The organism is Bradyrhizobium sp. 192 (assembly GCF_023100965.1).
Taxonomy (GTDB): Bacteria; Pseudomonadota; Alphaproteobacteria; order Rhizobiales; family Xanthobacteraceae; genus Bradyrhizobium; species Bradyrhizobium symbiodeficiens.
The window spans coordinates 4,632,033-4,650,964 of record NZ_CP064690.1; the positions used below are offsets into that span (position 1 = coordinate 4,632,033).

Here is an 18,932-nt window from a genome sequence, read left to right on the forward strand (position 1 = left end):
TCGGAGGACCTCAGGGCCCCCGTGCTTAGGTCGTTTGTCCGCCGCAACGTGTGAACCAGTTCACAAGCGCGCGCTGAAATCGCTGCTATGAACACGTCATTGCTTGACCAGTTCATTTTGCTCGAAACGCCCCAGCGTGGCTCCAAGCGCTGGGGTTTTTTCGTTTCTCTCCGTGCGCAGAATGTTTACAATCGCGCCAAGCGTCGCATCGACAGACGCAGATCTCGCACCACGCTAGTTCCGGTCCGAGCTCGATCAACATACAAATTGCCGGGATCGCGGCGCCGCGCCGAACGTTGCCACCAGGCGTGCGTTCACCGGGCAAATCCCATATGCATGGCGAGAAGTCGCCGAATCGAAAATGAGGGCGGCTGGCGTTCAGTTGACGACGGTTTACGACCAGAAACGGATTCAAGTGAGGCTTACCAAGAAGGCGCGAGCGGCCAAGACGCCGCCGAAGAAGGCGTCACCGAACAAGGCGTCGCCGAAGAAGACGTCACCGAACAGGACGTCGTCACGCAAGGCGCTGCCAGGGAAGAGCAAAGAGGCGCAGCGCGCCGCGATCTCCTCTTCGTCGCCGCTCGGCGTGCTGGCGCTGCACCTGCTCGTCCAATGGAAACAATCCGGACAGAGCGGCATCGTTTTTCTCGCCGAGAACGAGAACAGGGCGGAACGGCTCGGCAGCGTCATTCACGCGCTCGACCCCTCCTGCGAGGTGCTGGTGTTTCCGCGCTTGAACACCTTGCCGTTCGATCAGCTCGAGCCGTCGCACGAGCTTGCAGGACGGAGAGCCTCCGTCCTGAGGCGCATCGCGAAATCCAAGAAGCCGCTCTTTCTCGTCTCGACGGCGGAAGCCGTGATGGAGCGACTGCCGCCACCGGCGAGCCTGTCGCGCCTGAGCGTGAGCCTGAAGGTCGGCGGCACGTTCTCAGAGCAGGATCTGGAGACGCGCCTCGAAGCGCTCGGATACGATCTCGATGACGAGCCGGACTATCCGGGCGGGGCGCTGTTCCACGGCCAGACCTTCGAGATATTCCCTGCGGGCGCGCTGGGGCCGTTCCGGATCGAGCATTCGGATCGCGCGATCAAGCGGATCGTGGCGTTCGATCCGAACGAGCACAGGATCATCTTCGAAACCAGGGAGCTTGTCGTCGATCCCATGTCGGAGCGGCTCGGCCTTGCCGGCAAAGGCGGCAAGCGCGCCAGCCTGTTCGACTATTGCGGACGCGCTAAATGGATCGCCGATGCGGGCGTGCCGGCACATGTCGACGGCTGGTTCGATACGATCGAGGAGGCCGCGCCGCGTGCGGAGCGTGAGCGCGAATATCTCGGACGGCGCGACTGGAAGCAGCTCTGCCGGGGCATGAAGGTGTTGCCGCGCGCTTCGTCGTTCCAGACCATCCCTGAATTTTCGAAGCTGACCTCCGCCAGGAAGGCGTTGCGGGCTTTCGTCGACGACACGCGACGGGCCGGGTCGCGGCTGATCCTCGTCGCAGCGCATGAGGACGATTTGCGCGTGATGGAACGGATGAGCGGCCTCAAGGCGCAGCGCTGCGAAGACTGGGACGAGGCGGCACGGGGGCGGGGCGGCGAGGCGGCGCTGCTGGCCGATCTCGATGCCGGCTTCGTCGTGCCGGGCAAGAAGCCTCTCGTCGTCGTGACGGCCTCCGACGTGCTCGGCAGCCGCGCGCATCATGCGCAGCCAATGGCCCGAGCCTGGAGCGCGGCCTTCGACCATGCCGATGTGCCTGAGCAGGGCACGGTGGTCATCCATCTCCAGCGCGGCCTCGGCGTGCTCGACGGCCTGCAGACCGTGAACACCGGCGGCGGCGCGATGCGGGAGATGATCCGGCTGAAGTTCGCCGGCGACAATGCGGTGCTGGTGCCGCCGCCCGATCTGGCGCTGATGTGGCCTTACGCGGCCGAGCTCGGCAAGCTCTCGCTCGACAAGGCGGACGGCAGCACATGGTGGGCGCGCCGCGGTGAGGCCGAGCGCGAAATCCAGGTGGCAGGCAAGGCGCTCGCCAAGCACATCAGCCAGCGCCGCAAGCGGCGCGGCGACAAGCTGGTTCCGCCGGGATCGGCCTATGAGAAGTTCGTGGCGCGTTTCCCTTACTTCACGACGATCGACCAGGCCAAGGCGATCGACGACGTGCTGGACGATCTTGCGTCCGGTCACCCGATGGACCGGGTGATCTGCGGCGACGTCGGCTTCGGCAAGACCGAGGTGGCGCTGCGGGCGGCAGCGGCCGTCGTGCTGTCGGGCAAGCAGGTGGCGATCGCGGTGCCGACGACGGTGCTGGCACGGCAGCATGTGGCGACGTTCCAGAAGCGCTTTGCCCCGTTCGGCATCGAGGTCGGCAACCTGTCGCGGGCGACCTCGGGTGCGGCGCTGCGCGAGACCAGGGAGGGACTGCGGAGCGGCCGGATCAAGGTCGTGATCGGCACGCAGGCGCTCACCGGCAAGGACGTCAGGTTCGACGATCTCGGCCTCGTCATCATCGACGAGGAGCAGCACTTTGGCGCCGCCGAGAAGGCCAAGCTCTCCGGCCTCGCCAAGAACGTCCATGTGCTGATGATGAGCGCGACGCCGATCCCGCGCACGCTTGCCGCGGGCCTGGCCGGCTTCCGCGACCTCAGCGTGATCGCCTCGCCCCCGGTGCACCGGCTGCCGGTCGCGACCCGGATCGCGCCGCTGTCGGATGCGGCGATCGCGACGGCTCTGCTGCGCGAGCAGCGCCGCCACGGCCAGAGTTTCCTGATCTGCCCGCGCATCCAGGATCTCGATCCGATGCTGGCGCGGGTGGAGGCGGTGGCGCCGGACCTGCGCATCGTCTGCCTGCACGGCCGACTGGCGGCCGACGAGATCGACGACCGCATGATGAGCTTCGTCGAGGGGCGAGCCGACGTGCTGCTCGCGACCAACATCGTCGAGAGCGGCCTCGACATTCCCCGTGCCAACACCATCGTGGTGTGCTGGCCGGAAAAGTTCGGCCTCGCCCAGCTGCATCAGCTGCGCGGCCGCGTCGGCCGCGGCGGCATCCGCGCCTTCGCCCATCTGTTGACCGAGACGGCGTCCGGACAATCCGAGAAGCGGCTGGCCGTGCTCGAGGAGTTCAGCAAGCCCGGCGCAGGCTTTGCGATCAGCGAGCGCGACCTCGATCTGCGAGGCGCAGGCGACCTGTTCTCCGAGGAGCAATCCGGCCACGTCCAGGTGTTCGGGCCGGTGCTCTACAGCCACCTCCTGAAGATGGCCTCGGAGAAGCTCGACGAGGGGCAGGCGGTGTGGGTGCCTGACCTGAACCTGCCGGTCGCGGACATGCTGCCCGAGACCTACGTGCAGTCCGAGCCGGTGCGCCTCGAACTCTATGCGCGCGCCGCAAGATGCAAGGATGAGGACGATCTCGAAGATCTCGAGGAGGAAACCGCACGCCGCTTCGGCCCGCTGCCGAGAGGCGCGCTCGATTTCTTCGCCGCCGCCCGGATCAGGCTCGAATGCAAGCGCAGAGGCATCGTCCGCCTCGACGTCGGGCCTGAGGCTGCAGCCGCAACGTTCCTTCCGGGGCGCCTTCGCAAGTCGCGGGGCAAATCGTTGCAGCGCGATGGCGATCGCGTGGTCCATCACGCCAAATTGCAGGACGCGCCGTTCGAGCGGGTGGAGGAATTGTTCGAGCTGCTGGACGAGGGGTAGGGACCAAAAAATGCGAAAACAACCCCATGCACAGTAGCTAAGTGCTGCTGGCGCAAGGCTTTTTGAATCCGGCGGAAGGCAGGTCGTGACCACCTGCGCGCGCCCCGTCCTTCGAGACGACCGCTTCGCGGTCTCCTCAGGATGAGGCTAAGCAGCGCCCATGTTCGTTGAAAAAGTGCCGCGCATTCGGCCCTCATCCTGAGGGCCCGCCAACGGCGGGCGTCTCGAAGGATGGCCACAGGCGAAATCGCTCCTGCACGCGACTGTCCCCGTAATCGGCCGGGGGCGCCAAGCGGGTCAGCGTGGTCGGCCGCTAACGTGGAATTAATCCGAAATGCTCACAATTTTAGACAGTTGTGTAAGGGTGCTGCGTACAAGGGGTCGTCGCGAGGACGGTTCAGGGGCGGCTTCCTGTTGCTCGCTCACTGGGGTCAATGCAGATGACCGCGACTTTCGAAACGCAAAGCTTCGCCGAAGAGCTGGACGCTGCAGCCCTTGCGGCGGCCGCATCAGCGGACGAACCCGAAATCTCCGAAGCTCCGGCCCTGCTCAAGCGGTCCAGCCGGAAATCCGTCCTGGCCCTGGCGGTGTGCGCCCTCGCCATCAACGGCGCAGCGGCCATCTACACCTCGCCGACCGATTTTCGGTCGCTGAGCGTCGCCAGTCTGGCTGAACTGCTGCCGCGCCTGGAGGCATCCGTGCCGAAGCCGGATCCCGTGGTCGCGGCCTTGAAGGACATTCAGGCGGCCCAGCAGCAACACACTGCGTTGCTGCAACAGAACAATCAGGCATCGGATCAGAACTCGGTCTTGCTGCAGCAGGATTCAATGGTGCTGCTGTCGCTTCGGCAGAGCATCACGGAGGAGCGGGTCGACGTGAGGAAGATCTCCTCGCAACTGTCCGCGCTGATGGCGAAGATCGACAATTTGCAAAACACGGTGACGTCGGACGTCACCTCATCGGTCCGGCGCGCGCATGCGCGCTACGGACTGCCCCCCGCGCTGCGCAAGCGGATGGTAAGGGAAGTCATGCCCCTGGGTCCCGTTTCGGTCGGAGGCGCGCCGCTGACGGTGCCGGCTGCGACGGCCGCTCCTGAAAGCTGACGAGCGCAGCTTCGGATCGACCGAGGTCGCCCGGGATTGGCCGTCAGGTCCGACAGCCCGTCACTTCGCGGCGTGGTCGATCTTGTGCTGCAGATGCCCGGTGTCGTGATCGCGGCGCAACTGGCTCAGCGACGTCTCGTTCAGCTGAAGCAGGACATCGCTCAGTTGCGTCGTATCGGGATAGCCGGCCGCAAAACCCCTCCCGTAAATCTTGCGCAACGTGCCGACCAGCGCATTGCCGTGCTTCTTGCTGATCTGGCCATCCTTGTCGCGGTGGCGGCCATCGAGGCCCGGTTCTTTCATGGCTCGCTCCCTGTGCGGCGTCTTGAGCGCCTCGAGCGAGCCTGCTCCCAAACGAGTTGACTGGCAATGGCGCGCGGCAGTTGAGGACCGGCTTGCACCAGCGCAGGTGCTCGCGCTTCTCTCCAGCTTGTGAAGCCGCGCTCGGGTTGTGGCGAGCCGATCGGCGCATCAGATGACAACGGGCGATTGCCCGATTGGAGTTGCTGCGATGCGGTCTCTGTTCGCCATGGGTCTGTTGCTGGTGCTGTGCAGCTCCGCAAGCGCCGCAAATGTGCATCACGCTCGCGCACGCCATCCCGCGGTGGATCGACCCCGCGCGAATGCAACTCCGCCGGTGCGCTTTGCCGTCCCCGGCTGGAGCGACGAGGCAACCGCGCGCTGGCTGAACAACGCCTCGTCAAACGTCGGCCGAGGCGGTTAGCCGCGGAGAAAGGCGCGGCGATACTCGAATGTCGGGGGGCTAGGCGGCTTGCTCTTCGAACGAAGTGTAGACCCGGCCGGCGGGATCGACGACCTGAACGTCCCTGCAGCCGTCCCGGACAAGCTCTCTGGCTTTCTTGAGGGCGGCGGCGAGTGACAGCCGCTTGAGACTGACGACGCCCGCCGTGTCGAAACCGTTGATTTCAAACATGCAGTTCCCTCCGGTTTTGGGAGAAGCGTACACGTTTCCGGCGGGTTGTCAGCGGGTTTTTGGAGGTGGTTTTTGGAACGGCTGCGGACGCCAGGCGCTAGCAGCGTGCGGCAGTCGAGCCCACTGTCACCACACTCATTGAGCGCGCCATCACGGCAAGTCCGGCCTCAAGCCAGTGGGATGGTGTCAACCCGCAGACAGGGACGGCACTGGTAGGCATGCACTGCGGGAAGCGTGAAGATGGCCGGCAGCGTGGCCAAGAACGTCATCGGCCGTCTGCACTTGCAGCAGATCAGAACGGGCGGACTGTTTTTCGCTGCGCAAACCATCGCCAACATGCCCAGAGGGGGAGGGCACAATAGGCGGATGTTCCGGGCGGTTCATCTCGGGGCGACTACTGGGCTTTATCGGAATCCGGCGCGCTTTTGCGAGGGAGGAGTTAGTCCGCCCCGTGTCATCTGCGCATTGTTTAGTGCACCGTGAGCGTAACACAAGCAAATGGCCGCAGTGGGGATTCCACTGCGGCCCGCGCCGAGGTCAAAACGAACCGGGTAAAAACGCTCTAAGTGAAATATGCAGCCAGCCCCGGTGGCAGCCATTTTCCGCCCGACATGATCTAACTGCAAATCGATTCTTTTTGCGGCGCAGCGAAACCAACTCGCGAGCTCAACGTATAGCCCTCAGTCTGAAGGCCGAGCACTCCCGGCGCTCTGATCCGCAATTGAACCGGCAGCCGGGAGCATTGGGGCTGGAAGAGCGAGCCGTGCCATGTTCCGCCGTTAATGACAACTCGTGGAACAACGGACTCCGGTAGTTGTACGGAGTCCTTATTTGGAACGGGGTGTTCTACTGTGAGAACACCGGCGAGATTTAAGCATCAATCAATTTCAAGTTGCCCGGGATGGGCCGCAGTGGGGCTGGAACCGCGCTGCGGCTTTTCCGTTTGCCGAATTGGCGTACCAATCACATCGTACTCGAACGCCACGCCCTCCGGATCGTTCTCCTCGAAGCAGATCTCGGCCGCTTCTTCCGAGCCGAAAACCTTCAGGTGATCCTTGTCTCCGACCTGTTGCGTGGGTCGGTGTAGCTCCAGACGGTCATTGATCCCTCTTCAGCTTGCGCCGGTCCCAATGCGGCTCCTTGCCCGGGGGATTGAACTCTGGAATGTGGTGTCGGTTCAGCGCGCGACTGAGGCGGCCTTACTACCGGGTGTGGTGTCTCAATCGGGCGACGTGCCGCGCTCGGTTCCAGACATCAAGATCGTGTCCATCGAGCAACTGGGCCGCTTTCTGCTTAGCCTCTTCGTCGTTAGCGCAGTCCAGCTCGTGGACGCCGGTGATACGCCCCTCATCGTCTAAGATGTAAGCGCGGTAGTCCATGGCAGTCGTTCCCCGAACGGAACGATTATAGCACCAGCCGAATGACAGAAAAGCAAAATAGGACGCTACGTGTTCGCGCAAATCGCTCGTACTCCTCGGGCAATACGGCTTCTGAAATCGAGACAGCGTTCGCAATGTGTTCGATGTGACAAATTCCTTTATGCCAAGGGTCGGCAGGAACAAATCACAGCGCCGCCACGCCAAGGAGAACTGGCGGCTTACTACTCGACACGGTTTCGATCCCAAGCGTCCCTGATCTCACAGGCGACGATTATCAATATCGTCAGCACCACGACAGGGGCGGCGAAGGTTGCCAGCATCGTAAGCATTTTTGCAGCTTCCCGAGCAACAATGCTCGGAAACATCCAAACCCTCAGATTGTTCCAAAATTGAAACTCAGGCCGGAAAACGGGGCCAGCACATGGATCAGGAACTGGAGCGGCCTGATGGGCAGGGACGGGCTCGCACCGCCGAATGGAGCACGCCGAGCTACTGCGGGTCGGGGATGTGGACAAGCGCGTGAAAGAGGTCGCCAACTGAGGCGGCCTTACTCTTTGTCCTCGGTCCAACTGCGTTCGCCGCACTGGCATTGGAACATACGGACGGTGAGGCCGCGCATAGGGTCCAGCATGCGATTCGCGAGCTTGGGTTGAGCCCCGCATGTGCATCGCCGATCTTCGCGGGTCTTAGGGCCGGTAAACTTGTCGCTGCTGAAATAATTCATCGTCCTCACCCTGCCACAGGTGAGTCCTTAAGTTAGGTGAGTCCTTAAGTTCCAAAGTGAACATTTGTTCCATAGGCCGTTACGTCAACTCGGGGACCGAAGCGGCTTACTCTGGGTGTAACGCGGCCTTTTGCGCGCGCATCTGCTCCACCAAGTCTTTGATCCGATCAACTGTTAGCTGATCGCTTATCGCCGCGCGTATCCGCTCGTAGTGCTGAATCTTCTCGTCCAGCTCGACGCACTTTTCACACATACCGGCTGCCCGCAGGCACGACCAAGGCGGGCCACCTGTACGGGATTACGAACGCGCTGTCGGTTAGTTCCTGTTACTCTGGCGGTCGCAGTCCGGGTGAGGTCAGCCACTCGCTCAGGTGCGAGCCGGTCTCGGCTTGTCGGGCCCTTCGTAGCGCTTCATCGCGTACAGGTCCGTGAGGGAGGAGTTCCGCTTCTTCGCGGAGGCGTCTGGCTTCCTCGGCAAGGCGCTCTTCAAGCCGTACGGTTTGCTTGAATCGTCGTCGCTTCTGCATGGCACGTCCTCGGGTCCTAACCGCGGGGCTGAGCTTCCGATTCCTAATATGCCGATGCGTGACCATCCGTTCCTAAAGTCCCATCTCAAACTAAGCCACGGCCAAATTCAACTTAGTCCATTAGGCCTCAACAGGCCAGCGCCTGCCAAGGCATGGGAACAGATCGCAAACCGAGAACAGGACCGCAACGCCAGCCAACTTTCAAACCCTCGTTCACCGCTGCCCAAGCGCTATCGGCGGCTTGCCTGACGCGAAGTCGGGCCGGACCTCAGCGCCGCGCCTGCCGCAAGCGGTACAGGTGAAGCGAGGCTCAATGTCCGACAGCCGGAGGTCATCGGGCCAGCGATCGGCGCTGATGGCAACGGAGTTGTCCGCAGCGGTAGTCGGCGCAGTACCAGGACGCCGCGCACGCCCATGTTACGCATCTGGCCGAAGGTGATCTTGGTCGGCCGGCCATCGGGACGGGTAGGGGTGATGGCTCACTTGCAACTGGAATTCCTTTGCAACACACGTCCATTCACCTAGGTTGCCTGAAGGCTTGATCGCAATCGGAGGGAATGATGGCTATTACGGACGAAGAGTGGAACGTTTCGCGCAGGCGCGGCGGCGCTTGCAACTTGTTTGGTCAAGACGATCGAGCAGTCCGATCCGACTTTCCAGGAAAGGTTTCTCAAGAATCTGGATGACGCCTACTACCACTTCAAAGACGATTCAGCGACCGTAAGCGCCGATGGTAAGCCTCGATCCGTCATTGGAGCACTCGAAATATTGTCGTGGACCCGCGAGATGCTTACCGGATGGAATCCCGTCACCGGCCAAGGCCAGCCTTTGATCAAGTAAGCCTCGACGCTGGCCCATGTGTTCTGATCCCATTGCATTACGCCTCTGGCCGAAACGACTTGGCGTTGCGTCTGCGTTGCACACAGACAGAGGTCACACTCTGTGATCTCATGTTTGTCGCGCAATAATTTGAATTCAAAGGATAATTTGGTGAGCGCGCTGGGGCTCGAACCCAGGACCCCGTGATTAAAAGTCACGTGCTCTACCGGCTGAGCTACGCGCTCCCATGGCCGCTGATGGCACGTCGGAGTTCGCCATCGTGGTCGGACATTCGAGGAGCATGTCTTGCCGCTACGCTTTAAGGGCGTCGTGGGGAAAACCGGCTGTTTCCGGATCATGCTCTCGGCCCGCGCTGTGTAGGGTGATGGGGCGCGGAGGTCAATAGCGGGCGTGGTTACCGAAAGTCGCGGCAGGAGCGGGGATTTGCTCGCGGTTTCCGCTGGTTAGGCCAGGGCTCTCAACTTGATTGTCGCCCTATCATCCACGCTGAACTGCTGAGGGGGACCGAAGGAGCTCGGCCTGCATGGTTCGTGACGCCCGCTTTGGCGGGCTCCTCACCATGAGGGTCTAGAGCAGATTCTGATCAGGCGCGATCATAACCTGCCGCGGCGAAGAAGTTCAGGCACTCTTGGGCGGTGAAGGCGGCTGTGGTGAGGGCGATAGCATTGTCCAAAGCCTGGATTGATCTGGCGGCGGCCTTTCGCAGGGCGGCTTTGAGCTTTGCGAAGGCCATTTCGATCGGATTGAGGTCGGGCGAATAAGGCGGGAGATAGAGGAGCTGAGCGCCCGCCGCGTCGATTGCGATGGCGATCTCGGTCCGCTTGTGTGCTGCGAGATTGTCCATCACCACGATGTCGCCGGGCTTGAGTGTCGGTACCAGGACTTGCGTCACGTAAGCCTCGAACGCCGGACCATCCATGGGGCCGTCGAGGACCATCGGCGCGGTCATACCGGTCGCTCTAAGCGCGCCGACGAAGGTCGTCGTCTTCCAATGACCATGCGGGATCGCGGCGACACAGCGCTGGCCGTACGGCGAACGGCCGTAGCGCCGCGCCATTTTGGTCGAAGCCCCCGTCTCGTCGATGAACACCAACCGATGGATGCCGATCTCAGGCTGAGACGCCTTCCACGCTGCGCGTTCAGCGGCCACGTCCGGCCGATCCTGCTCGCTGGCGTGCGATGTTTTTTTTGAACGTGATGTTGCGACGATCGAAGAATCGCCAGATCACGCTCGGCACGAAACGCTCGCCGTGGACTTTGAAGAGATGGTCAGCGATCTCGGCCAGCGTCATGTCAGGCGTAACCTTGACCAGGGAGAGGATCTCCGCAGCGTGACCCTCGATCCGAGCTGAACGCCGGTCTCCGCCCTGCGTTCCCGCCTCACAGGCGCCGGTCCTTCGCCACTCGCCAACCAGTTCGATCGCTGTCGAGGGCGCCACGCCGAACCGAACAGCGGCGCCCCGACGGCTCATGCCTTCATCTTCCACAGCCCGAATAATACGAATGCGAAGGTCCGGCGACAGCGGTTTAGCCATGGGGGCTGGCCTCCATCACCAGCCCTCAGGGTGAATCACAATTTGCCTCGCAAGGGAATCCCCTACCGATTCCGACAGGTTGGAAAATGCTCTAACGTCTGCTGTGACCTCATGCTGAGGGCCCGCCGGAGGCGGGCGTCTCGAAGGATGGCATCAAGGCGAGGTCAGCCCGTCACCTTCGTCTCCCGCCGCACTTCGTTCGTCACGGCTTGCGGTGCGCCCACGGGGGGCAGGGCGACCGGGCGGAGGCCGATCAGCTCGGCGGTGCGGATCGCGCTGTCGCGCCAGAACTGGAACGAGTTGATGCGGCTGAGCTCGAGGATGGCGATCGCAACCGCGGCCAGGAACGGCAGGCTCTGCAGCACCAGGACGCCGGCGAAGATGTAGATCTCGGTGATCTGGCGGAAGCTGTTGGTCACGATTAGGACGCCGGAGCCGATCAGGAGCAGGGCGCCGATCACGGCTTCCCAGAACGCCTGGAACTCGATCGACATCCTGGAGAGGCCGCCCTTGGACGTGCGGGCGAAGGCGATGTGCTCGGTGATGAGACCCTGCGCCACCGCGCGCGACACCGTCCATTGCACGCTCATCGCCGCGATCATGGCGCCGAGCATCTGGCCGGGCTTGATGGCGACGCGGGCGCGGTACATCGACAGAAAGTGCGCCAGCGAGACCACGAAGGCGCCGATGATCGGCAGTGTCAGGATCTTGTCGGGGATGGCGATGTCGGCGAAGGCGACGATCGGCACCCAGACGAGGTTGAGCAGCGCCACGACCACGCCGAGGCTTTCGGCGCCCAGCCAGTTCAGCCAGCCCAGGCCGTATTCGCGCTTCTGGTCGGCGGTCAGCCGGCTCGCGCCGGGCAGGAAGCGGCGCCAGTGCTTCTTGACGATCTGCAGGCCGCCATAGGCCCAGCGGTGGCGCTGCTTCTTGAAGGCCTCGTAGGTGTCAGGCAGCAGGCCCGCGCCGTAGCGGGTGTTGGTGTAATGCGTGGTCCAGCCGAGCTCCTGGATGGCGAGGCCGAGATCTGAATCCTCGCAAATCGTGTCGGACGACCAGCCGCCGGCCATGTCCATCGCCGCACGGCGGATCAGGCACATCGTGCCGTGCACGATGACGGCGTTGAGCTCGTTGCGCTGGACCATGCCGATGTCGAAGAAGCCGGCATATTCGCCGTTCATGATGTAGTGCATGATCGACAGGTCGCCGTCGCGGTGCTCCTGCGGCGCCTGCACGAGGCCGACGCTCGGGTCGGCGAAGGCGGGCACGAGGTCCTTCAGCCAGTCGGGCTCGACGACATAGTCGGCGTCGAGAATGCCGATGATCTCGGCGTCGACCGCGGTGCGGTCCATCGCGATGCGCAGCGCGCCGGCCTTGAAGCCCTGCACCTTCTCGGCGTTGATGAACTTGAAGCGTTCACCGAGCGCGCGGCAATGGTCCTGGATCGGCTGCCAGAACGCGGGGTCCGGCGTATTGTTGATGATGACCACGCATTCGTAGTTGGGATAGTTCAGCCGCGCCAGCGCATCCAGCGTCTGCTTGAGCATGTCGACCGGCTCGAAATAGGCCGGGATGTGGATCGAGACTTTCGGGCAGTAACCTTCGGGGACGTTTGCGACCGGCTTGTCCTTCGTGATCAGCCGCTGCGGCGGCCGGCCGAAGGCGACCGCGGCGATCTCGTCGATGCGCGCCATCGCGATGAGAACGAGGGGAACCAGCAGGATCATGCCGAGGGTCAGCGCGAAGGCCGAGCCGAAGATGAAGTAGTGGCCGTTCCAGAACGCGAACACGGTCGCGGCCCAGGCGCCGACGCCGTTGGCGGTCGCCGACAGCAGGAAGGCTTGCTTCACGGTCGGTTTTTCGATCCGCAGGATGGGCAGCGACAGCAGGATGCCGACCAGCAGCGCTATTCCCATCAGCTTCCAGTAGTCGGGATTTTCGACCGGGCCGGTCCACGCGAATTTCGGCTCACGACTGGCGTTGAGGATGCCCCAATAGGGACCGACGCCGCCCTCGAAATACTTCCAGGGCTGATCGATCGCCTCGACGATGTTGTATTCCATGCCAAGCGCTTCGGCGCGGCTGACGAAGTTGCGCAGCGTCAGGGCCTGCTGGAACGGACCGGGGTCGGCGTTGCGCAAATTATAGCCCGCACTCGGCCAGCCGAATTCGGCGATGACGATGCGCTTGCCCGGGAACTGATTGCGCAACAAATTGTAGCGGTCGACGGCCTGGTCGACCGCCTGGTCCGAGCGGAAATTTTCCCAATAGGGCAGCACGTGCGCGGCGATGAAATCGACGCTGGAGCCGAGTTCGGGGTTGTCGCGCCAGATGTTCCAGATCTCGCCGGTGGTGACGGGCACGCGGACCGCGCTCTTCACCCTTTTGATCATGTCGATGAGGTCTGCGACCTTCTGCTCGCCGCGGTAGATCACCTCGTTGCCGACCACGACGCCGACGACGTTGCTGTTCTTGCGGGCGAGCTCGATCGCCGCCTTGATCTCGCGGTCGTTGCGATCCTTGTCCTTGTCGATCCAGGCGCCGACGGTGACCTTGATGCCGAACTCGGCCGCGATCGGTGGCACAAGCTCGACGCCGCCCGTCGACGAATAGAGGCGGATCGCGCGCGTCATGGTCGACAGCGTCTTCAGGTCGGCGCGGATTTTCTCGATGGTCGGGATGTTGTCGATGTCCGGGTGGGCCGAGCCCTCGAACGGCGCATAGGAGACGCTTGGCAACAGGCCTTTGAAGTCTGGCGCGGGTTCCTTGTCGCGCAGAACTCCCCATATGCCCGCGTGAAGCACGGACACGAGCAACAAAACGGCGGCGACAACGCGCATCGCGGCTAAACCAAAAGGGGCTGAGGGGGCAGGGAAGCGGATCCGACCCCGAGATCCGACCAAGTCCGCGGCAAAGGGAGCATACCTCTGCCGCGCGGTTTCACAACTGTCATGGTCTCATGTCCTTATAAGGGCATGGCCTTTTCCAGAAGACGCGCGGCAGTGCCAACCGCCTCTATCGCCGATCGTTCCTGAACGACAGCTGAAACGTTCGCGACTATTTCGGGGGCGCGGCCGACGGGCTGGCTGCCGGTGAGGGGCTCGCGGCCGGCTGCGGTGCCGGCGCATTGCCGGTGGTCGGCGTTGCCGGCTGGGAGGCTGCGGCCGCCGCCTGCTGCGGCTGTGCAGCCGGGTTGATCCAGCAAGCCTGGGTCAGGTTATTCAGGCTGTTCGGAACCTTGTCGTCGATCTGGGGCAGGAAGCGGGTCAGGCAGCGGAACGCGGCCTGGATGTGGCCGCCGGGGCAGCCGAAGCGGTCGTACAGATCGAGGTGGCGGAAGGCGGTATCGAGGTCGTCCCTGTACATCAACTGAACCGCGCGACGGCCGAGCCAGACGCATTCGGGGTTGCCCCCCGGACCATTGATGGCACGGGCAGCTTCGGCAAACTCGTCGGTCCGCTTCTGGTTCTGGCTCTGGCTCTGGCTGGCGTCCTTGGCGGCGGCGTCAGCGGGCTGGGCGGCGGCCTTGCCCTGCTCGGGGGCGGGCGTGCCGCTCTGGGCGGACGCGCCGCCAAAGCTGGCCATAAGGACAAGGCAGGAGACGGCCAAAGCGGCGGCGAACTGCCGCAGGACCGCATTTCGTGACTCGAACACCCGTTGCCGCATGAATTCCCCAATGTATCCGCTGCCCGTCCGCGTCAGGATCCCGCGGACGCGCCGGTGATGGCGTCCAAATGGGTCTCCAATGCGGCGGAAAAGTCTTTCGGAGTCCATGACCTGAATTTGGAATTTTGTCCAGCAAAGTCACGATGCTAGGTGACGGTCGACGGCCGGATTCCCGCAGGGCAGGGGCGGATCGGCATTGGGGCACCCCCTTGGCAGACGGCGTGCAAGCAGGTAATCGACGGACCCTTCGCGGAGGACGGAACCGATTTCTCTTCGTACGCCACTGGCGCTTCTGATCGTTTCACTGGGTGCGATTGCTGCCGTGTGGTGGTGGTTGGCGACGCCGATCACGCTCGCGCGTGCCCCGATCGATCCCGCCGAGAAGGTGCAATGCGTCTCCTACGCGCCGTTCCGCGGCGAGCAGACGCCGCTGGAGGCGTGGACCCATATCGAGGCCGAGCAGATCGAGCAGGATTTGCGCCAGCTCAAGGAAATCACCGACTGCGTCCGCACCTATTCGATGGAGAACGGGCTCGACCAGGTGCCGGCGATCGCCGCCAAGGTCGGCGGGCTGAAAGTGCTGCAGGGCATCTGGCTCTCCAGCAACCGCAGCAAGAACTTCGAGCAGGCGGCGCTTGCCGTCCGCCTCACCAAGGAATTCCCCGGCATCATCACCGCGGTCATCGTCGGCAACGAGGTGCTGCTGCGCGGCGAGATGACGACGGCGGACCTCGTCTCGATCATCCGCCTGGTGAAGACGCAGGTCAGCGTGCCCGTCACTTATGCCGACGTCTGGGAGTATTGGCTGAAGAACCGCGAGGTCTATGACGCCGTCGATTTCGTCACCATCCACATCCTGCCTTATTGGGAGGATTTTCCGATCAAGGCGAAATTCGCCTCGGCCCATGTCGAGGCGATCCGCGAGCGCATGGCGGTGGCGTTTCCCGGCAAGGAAATCCTGATCGGCGAGACCGGCTGGCCGAGCGAGGGGCGCATGCGCGACGGCGCGCTGCCGTCACGCACCAACCAGGCGCGGGTGGTCTCGGAAATCCTGGCTCTGGCGAAGTCGCAGAAATTTCGCGTCAACCTGATCGAGTCCTACGACCAGCCGTGGAAGCGCAAGCTGGAGGGCACCGTCGGCGGCTATTGGGGCCTGTACGATTCGGTGCGCCGGACCTTGAAATATCCACCGGGTCAGCCGATCAGCAATTTCCCGCTCTGGAAATGGTACATGGGCGCCGGCATGGGTCTGTGCGTGCTGGTGTTCGCGGTGGCGATGATCACGCTGCGCCGTCGGCCGTGGACGCCGCGCTTCTCGGCCTGGCTCGGGGTCGCCATCTCGGCGACGACGGCGGGCAGCCTGCTCGGGATCGGCGCCGACAAGATGTATTACGAGAGCTACGGCATCGGCGGCTGGCTGCTCTGGGGCGCGCTGCTCGCGGCCGGAATCCTGTCGCCGATCTTCTGCGCCCAGGCGATGGTGATCGGCCGCAGCCTTCCGAGCTTCCTCGATCTGCTCGGCCCGCGCGAGGGCCGCAAATGGTCGAAGCTCACCGCCGTGCTCGGCCTGACGCTCGCGGTGACGGCAGTGATCGCGGCCGACACCGCGCTCGGTTTCGTGTTCGACCCGCGCTACAAGGATTTCCCCTACGCCGCGCTGACGATGGCGGTGGTGCCGTTCGCGCTTTTGATGCTGAACCGGCCGCAGATCGGCCAGCGTCCGATCGCGGAATCGGTGTTCGCTGGCGTGCTGGCGCTGTCGGCCGTCTTCGTGCTGTTCAACGAGGGCCGCGACAATTGGCAGTCGCTGTGGACCTGCACGATCTATCTGTTGTTCGCGCTTACGCTGTGGCGGGCGCGGGCCGAGCAAACCCAAGGATGAACAGGCCGATCGCCAGTCCCGACAGCACGACATTGTAGAGCACGATGCCGAGGCCGGCGGCGACGATGCCGACGGTGAGCAGCACGATCGACGGCCGCATCAGGTTCAGCGTCGCAACCACCAGCGCGACGATGCCGAACACCGAATTCTTGAACAGCACCGTCGAGACCGACCGCGCCTTGCAGAGCAGCGTCTGCAGCCCGGCGTCGCAGGCGAGCGCGACCTGCGACAGCTCGATCGCGAGGTAGCGCAGATAAAGCGCATAGCCGACCGAGGCGAAGCCGACGACGATCAGGAACTGGACCTGGTAGGGCGAGAGGCGGAAGGGCTTTTTTGTCATGGCGGCAATATGGTCGGGATGACGCGGGCAGGCAACAGGGCAGGTGATGTTTCCAGTGATCCGGCTCGCGCGAGGGGCCGTCAGAACCGGCTTTGCGTCGCCCGGTTCTGGTCCGCGAGCCGTCGCTCGTATTTCTCAGCCAATGCGAGCAGTCGCGTCCTGATGTAGGGATCCGCCTTCTCTGCCAGTTCCCGGATCAGTGCGAGTTGCTCCCGCAGAAACTTCGCGTCCGTCATCTCCGCTCCGAATCAAATCCGTCGCGGATACTGCCGTCTTACGCCGACCTCTTCCGTATCATTTGGTATGCCCGCTATTTCAATCCGAGCCGTCGCTCGACCCAGCCGAGCACGAATAGCACCAGCAGCGTCACGGCGATGGCAGCGCCGACCAGCAGCCAGGCTCCCAGCGCGCATGCGATGCCGAGTCCTGCCGCGATCCAGACCGTCGCCGCGGTCGTGAGGCCGTGCACGGTCTTCGCCTTGGCGTCGTGCAGGATGACGCCGGCGCCGATGAAGCCGACGCCGGTCAGCACTCCGGCAACGACGCCCTGAATGACCCGGGAGATCGCATCCGGGTGATCGCGCAGATTCTGGAACTCGATCACGGAGATCGAGACCAGGGCGGAGCCGAGAGCGACCAGCGCGAGGGTCCTCATGCCCACCGGCTTGTCGTTCATGTCGCGGTCGATGCCGATCAGCAATCCTGTTCCCGCCGCGACGAGAAGCCTCAGCACATCATCCAATTCGTTCATCGAAGCTCGTGCGTTTAGGAAGGGGGCGACGCTTGGCGCGCGCCGTGAATGAACGCAAACCCGCGGCGAAAGGGCAACTCAGGTCCAAGCGTCCGATCGCCGCATGCAAGCAGCTTGCGCCGGGGCGGGACTACCGGCGGAAGAACGACGTCAGTGTCGATGCCGCCGACGCGGCCTCCGGCTTGGCCGGCGCGGGCTGTGCCGCAGGCGTGGGCGCGGGCTCCTCGCGCTTCGACGAGCGCTTGGAGGAATAGCCCCGGCGACGCTTTTCCGGCTTCTCGGGTTTTGCGACGGGCGCGGTTTCAGCTTGCGGGACCGCGTCCTGGTGCTTCTCGGAGTTCTTCTCCAAAACTCTGTCCGGGGACTTCTCTTGCCCCTTCTCCGAGCCGCCACGCAGCGACAGGCGCTGGCCGTCGAACACGGTGGTCTCGCAATGACGGTCGTTCTCGGCGAGGATCGCGCAGAATTTTGCGGCGGCGGCGGCGTTGACCAGCGGCCCAGCCCCCAAGCGGAGCTGCATGCCGAGCCCGGTGTTGCCTTCCTTGATCATGATGATCGGCCGCAGCGCTGCGATCTCCGGATTGGATTTGCTCAGGCCGCGCCAGAGCGCGCGCAGGCCGTCGACCGAATTGGCGCCGCCGAGGTCGATCGCGAAACGCGTCTGCTGAACCGCGATGGCGGGTGAATCATTTTCGGTTGCCTCGGGCGCCTTCGCGGCTGTCGCGACGACTTCGGTCGGGGCGGGCGCCGGCTCGGCCTTCTGCTCGGCGGCCTTCTCGCTTGGCTCGGGCTGAATCAATTTCGAGGCGGCCGGGTCGGGCGGCGCCATGATCGACTTGGAGGGCACCAGCGGAATCGTCGGCAGCGCAGAATTCGTTGCCAGCGGCTGCTGCACGAGCGAGGCGGCGGCAGCAGTCTGCGGCGGCAGGCTCGACGGCTCCTTTGCAGTCTCCTTGATCGTTTCCTTCGCCGTTTCCTTGTGCGTGTCCTTGGCGGCCTCGGTCCGCGGCTTGTCGCCGGCGGAGGCGGGGGTCGAGGCGACCGGCGCGACGCTGGGGGCCGTGGGCGCAGCATCCTGCGGCTTCCCAGCCTGCGGCGGTGTGATGGGCTGCCTGGCGATGGCGCCGGTGACGGAATCGAGCCCTTGCTCCACGACGGTGACGCGGGAATAGAGCCGGTCACGATCCGTGTTCAGCGTCTCGATGGCGGCCGCGAGCCGGCGGGCCTCGTTCTGGCTTTCCTTGGTCAGCACCTGAAGCCGCTCCGCCTGGCGCGCGAGATCGGCGGACGCAAGCTGGTCGCGCCGCCAGCCGAGCTGGGCCTGGTTGGCCATCACCGCGATGACGACGGCACCCACGGCCGCCACGCCCCATGAGCCCAGCCGCCACATCATGCGGCGGTCGAACGTGCTTTCCTCGGCCACAAGTCCGGAGAACAGCCCGCCGGTCTCCTTGGTGCCGAAGGCATCCGCCAGTGGGTCGGAATCCTTTGCCATGAACGTTAAGTGCCCAGCCCTGTCCGGCTTCCCCGAATCAATCAGGGAACATTAACAGGAAAACC

Annotated in this window: 14 protein-coding genes and 1 tRNA gene; 4 read left to right on the plus strand and 11 right to left on the minus strand. The window is 63.8% G+C overall.

Annotation, left to right across the window (positions count from 1 at the left end):
* Positions 1 to 586: 586 nt before the first annotated feature.
* The gene (locus IVB24_RS21155) at positions 587 to 3,691 is read left to right on the plus strand and encodes a DEAD/DEAH box helicase (protein ID WP_247774143.1); all 3,105 of its coding nucleotides are present in this window, start codon (positions 587 to 589) and stop codon (positions 3,689 to 3,691) included.
* A 434-nt stretch (positions 3,692 to 4,125) separates the two neighbouring features.
* The gene (locus tag IVB24_RS21160; protein ID WP_094974021.1) at positions 4,126 to 4,794 is read left to right on the plus strand and encodes a hypothetical protein; all 669 of its coding nucleotides are present in this window, start codon (positions 4,126 to 4,128) and stop codon (positions 4,792 to 4,794) included.
* A 60-nt stretch (positions 4,795 to 4,854) separates the two neighbouring features.
* Here the strand turns inward: IVB24_RS21160 and IVB24_RS21165 are convergent, their stop codons facing one another.
* Together IVB24_RS21165 and IVB24_RS21170 are read right to left on the minus strand one after the other, a co-directional pair.
* Complete coding sequence (locus tag IVB24_RS21165) at positions 4,855 to 5,097, minus strand: hypothetical protein (RefSeq protein ID WP_094974062.1); 243 nt, start codon at positions 5,095 to 5,097, stop codon at positions 4,855 to 4,857.
* A gap of 460 nt (positions 5,098 to 5,557) precedes the next feature.
* Entirely contained in the window at positions 5,558 to 5,728 is a 171-nt protein-coding gene (locus IVB24_RS21170) for a hypothetical protein (RefSeq protein ID WP_162848659.1), read from the minus strand.
* Positions 5,729 to 6,858: 1,130 nt separating this feature from the next.
* On the opposite strand from IVB24_RS21170, the gene IVB24_RS21175 reads away from it, so the two are divergent.
* Positions 6,859 to 7,086: a hypothetical protein gene (locus tag IVB24_RS21175; RefSeq protein WP_247768476.1), complete on the plus strand. Its 228-nt coding sequence runs from the start codon at positions 6,859 to 6,861 to the stop codon at positions 7,084 to 7,086.
* 1,071 nt (positions 7,087 to 8,157) lie between these two features.
* Here IVB24_RS21175 and IVB24_RS21180 read toward each other — a convergent pair.
* The 5 genes from IVB24_RS21180 to IVB24_RS21200 form a co-directional block, all read right to left on the minus strand.
* Positions 8,158 to 8,358, minus strand: coding sequence for a hypothetical protein (locus IVB24_RS21180; protein WP_247768478.1), 201 nt, complete (start codon positions 8,356 to 8,358; stop codon positions 8,158 to 8,160).
* A gap of 988 nt (positions 8,359 to 9,346) precedes the next feature.
* Positions 9,347 to 9,422: transfer RNA gene (locus IVB24_RS21185), tRNA-Lys, on the minus strand.
* Between the two features lie 359 nt (positions 9,423 to 9,781).
* Positions 9,782 to 10,733, minus strand: a protein-coding gene (locus tag IVB24_RS21190) for an IS630 family transposase (protein WP_247768038.1) whose coding sequence is annotated in 2 segments (ribosomal slippage) — positions 9,782 to 10,394 and positions 10,393 to 10,733 — 954 coding nt in all. Because the reading frame shifts where the segments join, the coding sequence is not laid out codon by codon here.
* A 164-nt stretch (positions 10,734 to 10,897) separates the two neighbouring features.
* On the minus strand, positions 10,898 to 13,573 hold the full coding sequence (locus IVB24_RS21195) for a glycosyltransferase (RefSeq protein ID WP_166469298.1): 2,676 nt from the start codon (positions 13,571 to 13,573) through the stop codon (positions 10,898 to 10,900).
* 217 nt (positions 13,574 to 13,790) lie between these two features.
* Complete coding sequence (locus tag IVB24_RS21200) at positions 13,791 to 14,399, minus strand: beta-1-3, beta-1-6-glucan biosynthesis protein (RefSeq protein ID WP_247768480.1); 609 nt, start codon at positions 14,397 to 14,399, stop codon at positions 13,791 to 13,793.
* A gap of 322 nt (positions 14,400 to 14,721) precedes the next feature.
* On the opposite strand from IVB24_RS21200, the gene IVB24_RS21205 reads away from it, so the two are divergent.
* Entirely contained in the window at positions 14,722 to 16,281 is a 1,560-nt protein-coding gene (locus IVB24_RS21205) for a beta-(1-6) glucans synthase (RefSeq protein WP_162308555.1), read from the plus strand.
* On the opposite strand, the gene IVB24_RS21210 is transcribed toward IVB24_RS21205, so the two are convergent.
* The 4 genes from IVB24_RS21210 to IVB24_RS21225 form a co-directional block, all read right to left on the minus strand.
* Positions 16,241 to 16,621 carry a hypothetical protein gene (locus IVB24_RS21210; RefSeq protein WP_094973989.1) on the minus strand — a complete coding sequence of 127 codons (381 nt, stop codon included), beginning with the start codon at positions 16,619 to 16,621 and terminating at the stop codon, positions 16,241 to 16,243. The genes IVB24_RS21205 and IVB24_RS21210 overlap by 41 nt on opposite strands.
* Positions 16,622 to 16,701: 80 nt before the next feature.
* Complete coding sequence (locus tag IVB24_RS21215; RefSeq protein WP_162308554.1) at positions 16,702 to 16,857, minus strand: hypothetical protein; 156 nt, start codon at positions 16,855 to 16,857, stop codon at positions 16,702 to 16,704.
* Between the two features lie 74 nt (positions 16,858 to 16,931).
* Entirely contained in the window at positions 16,932 to 17,372 is a 441-nt protein-coding gene (locus IVB24_RS21220; RefSeq protein WP_028178747.1) for an MgtC/SapB family protein, read from the minus strand.
* Between the two features lie 130 nt (positions 17,373 to 17,502).
* The gene (locus IVB24_RS21225) at positions 17,503 to 18,867 is read right to left on the minus strand and encodes a hypothetical protein (RefSeq protein ID WP_247768481.1); all 1,365 of its coding nucleotides are present in this window, start codon (positions 18,865 to 18,867) and stop codon (positions 17,503 to 17,505) included.
* Between the last annotated feature and the right edge of the window lie 65 nt (positions 18,868 to 18,932).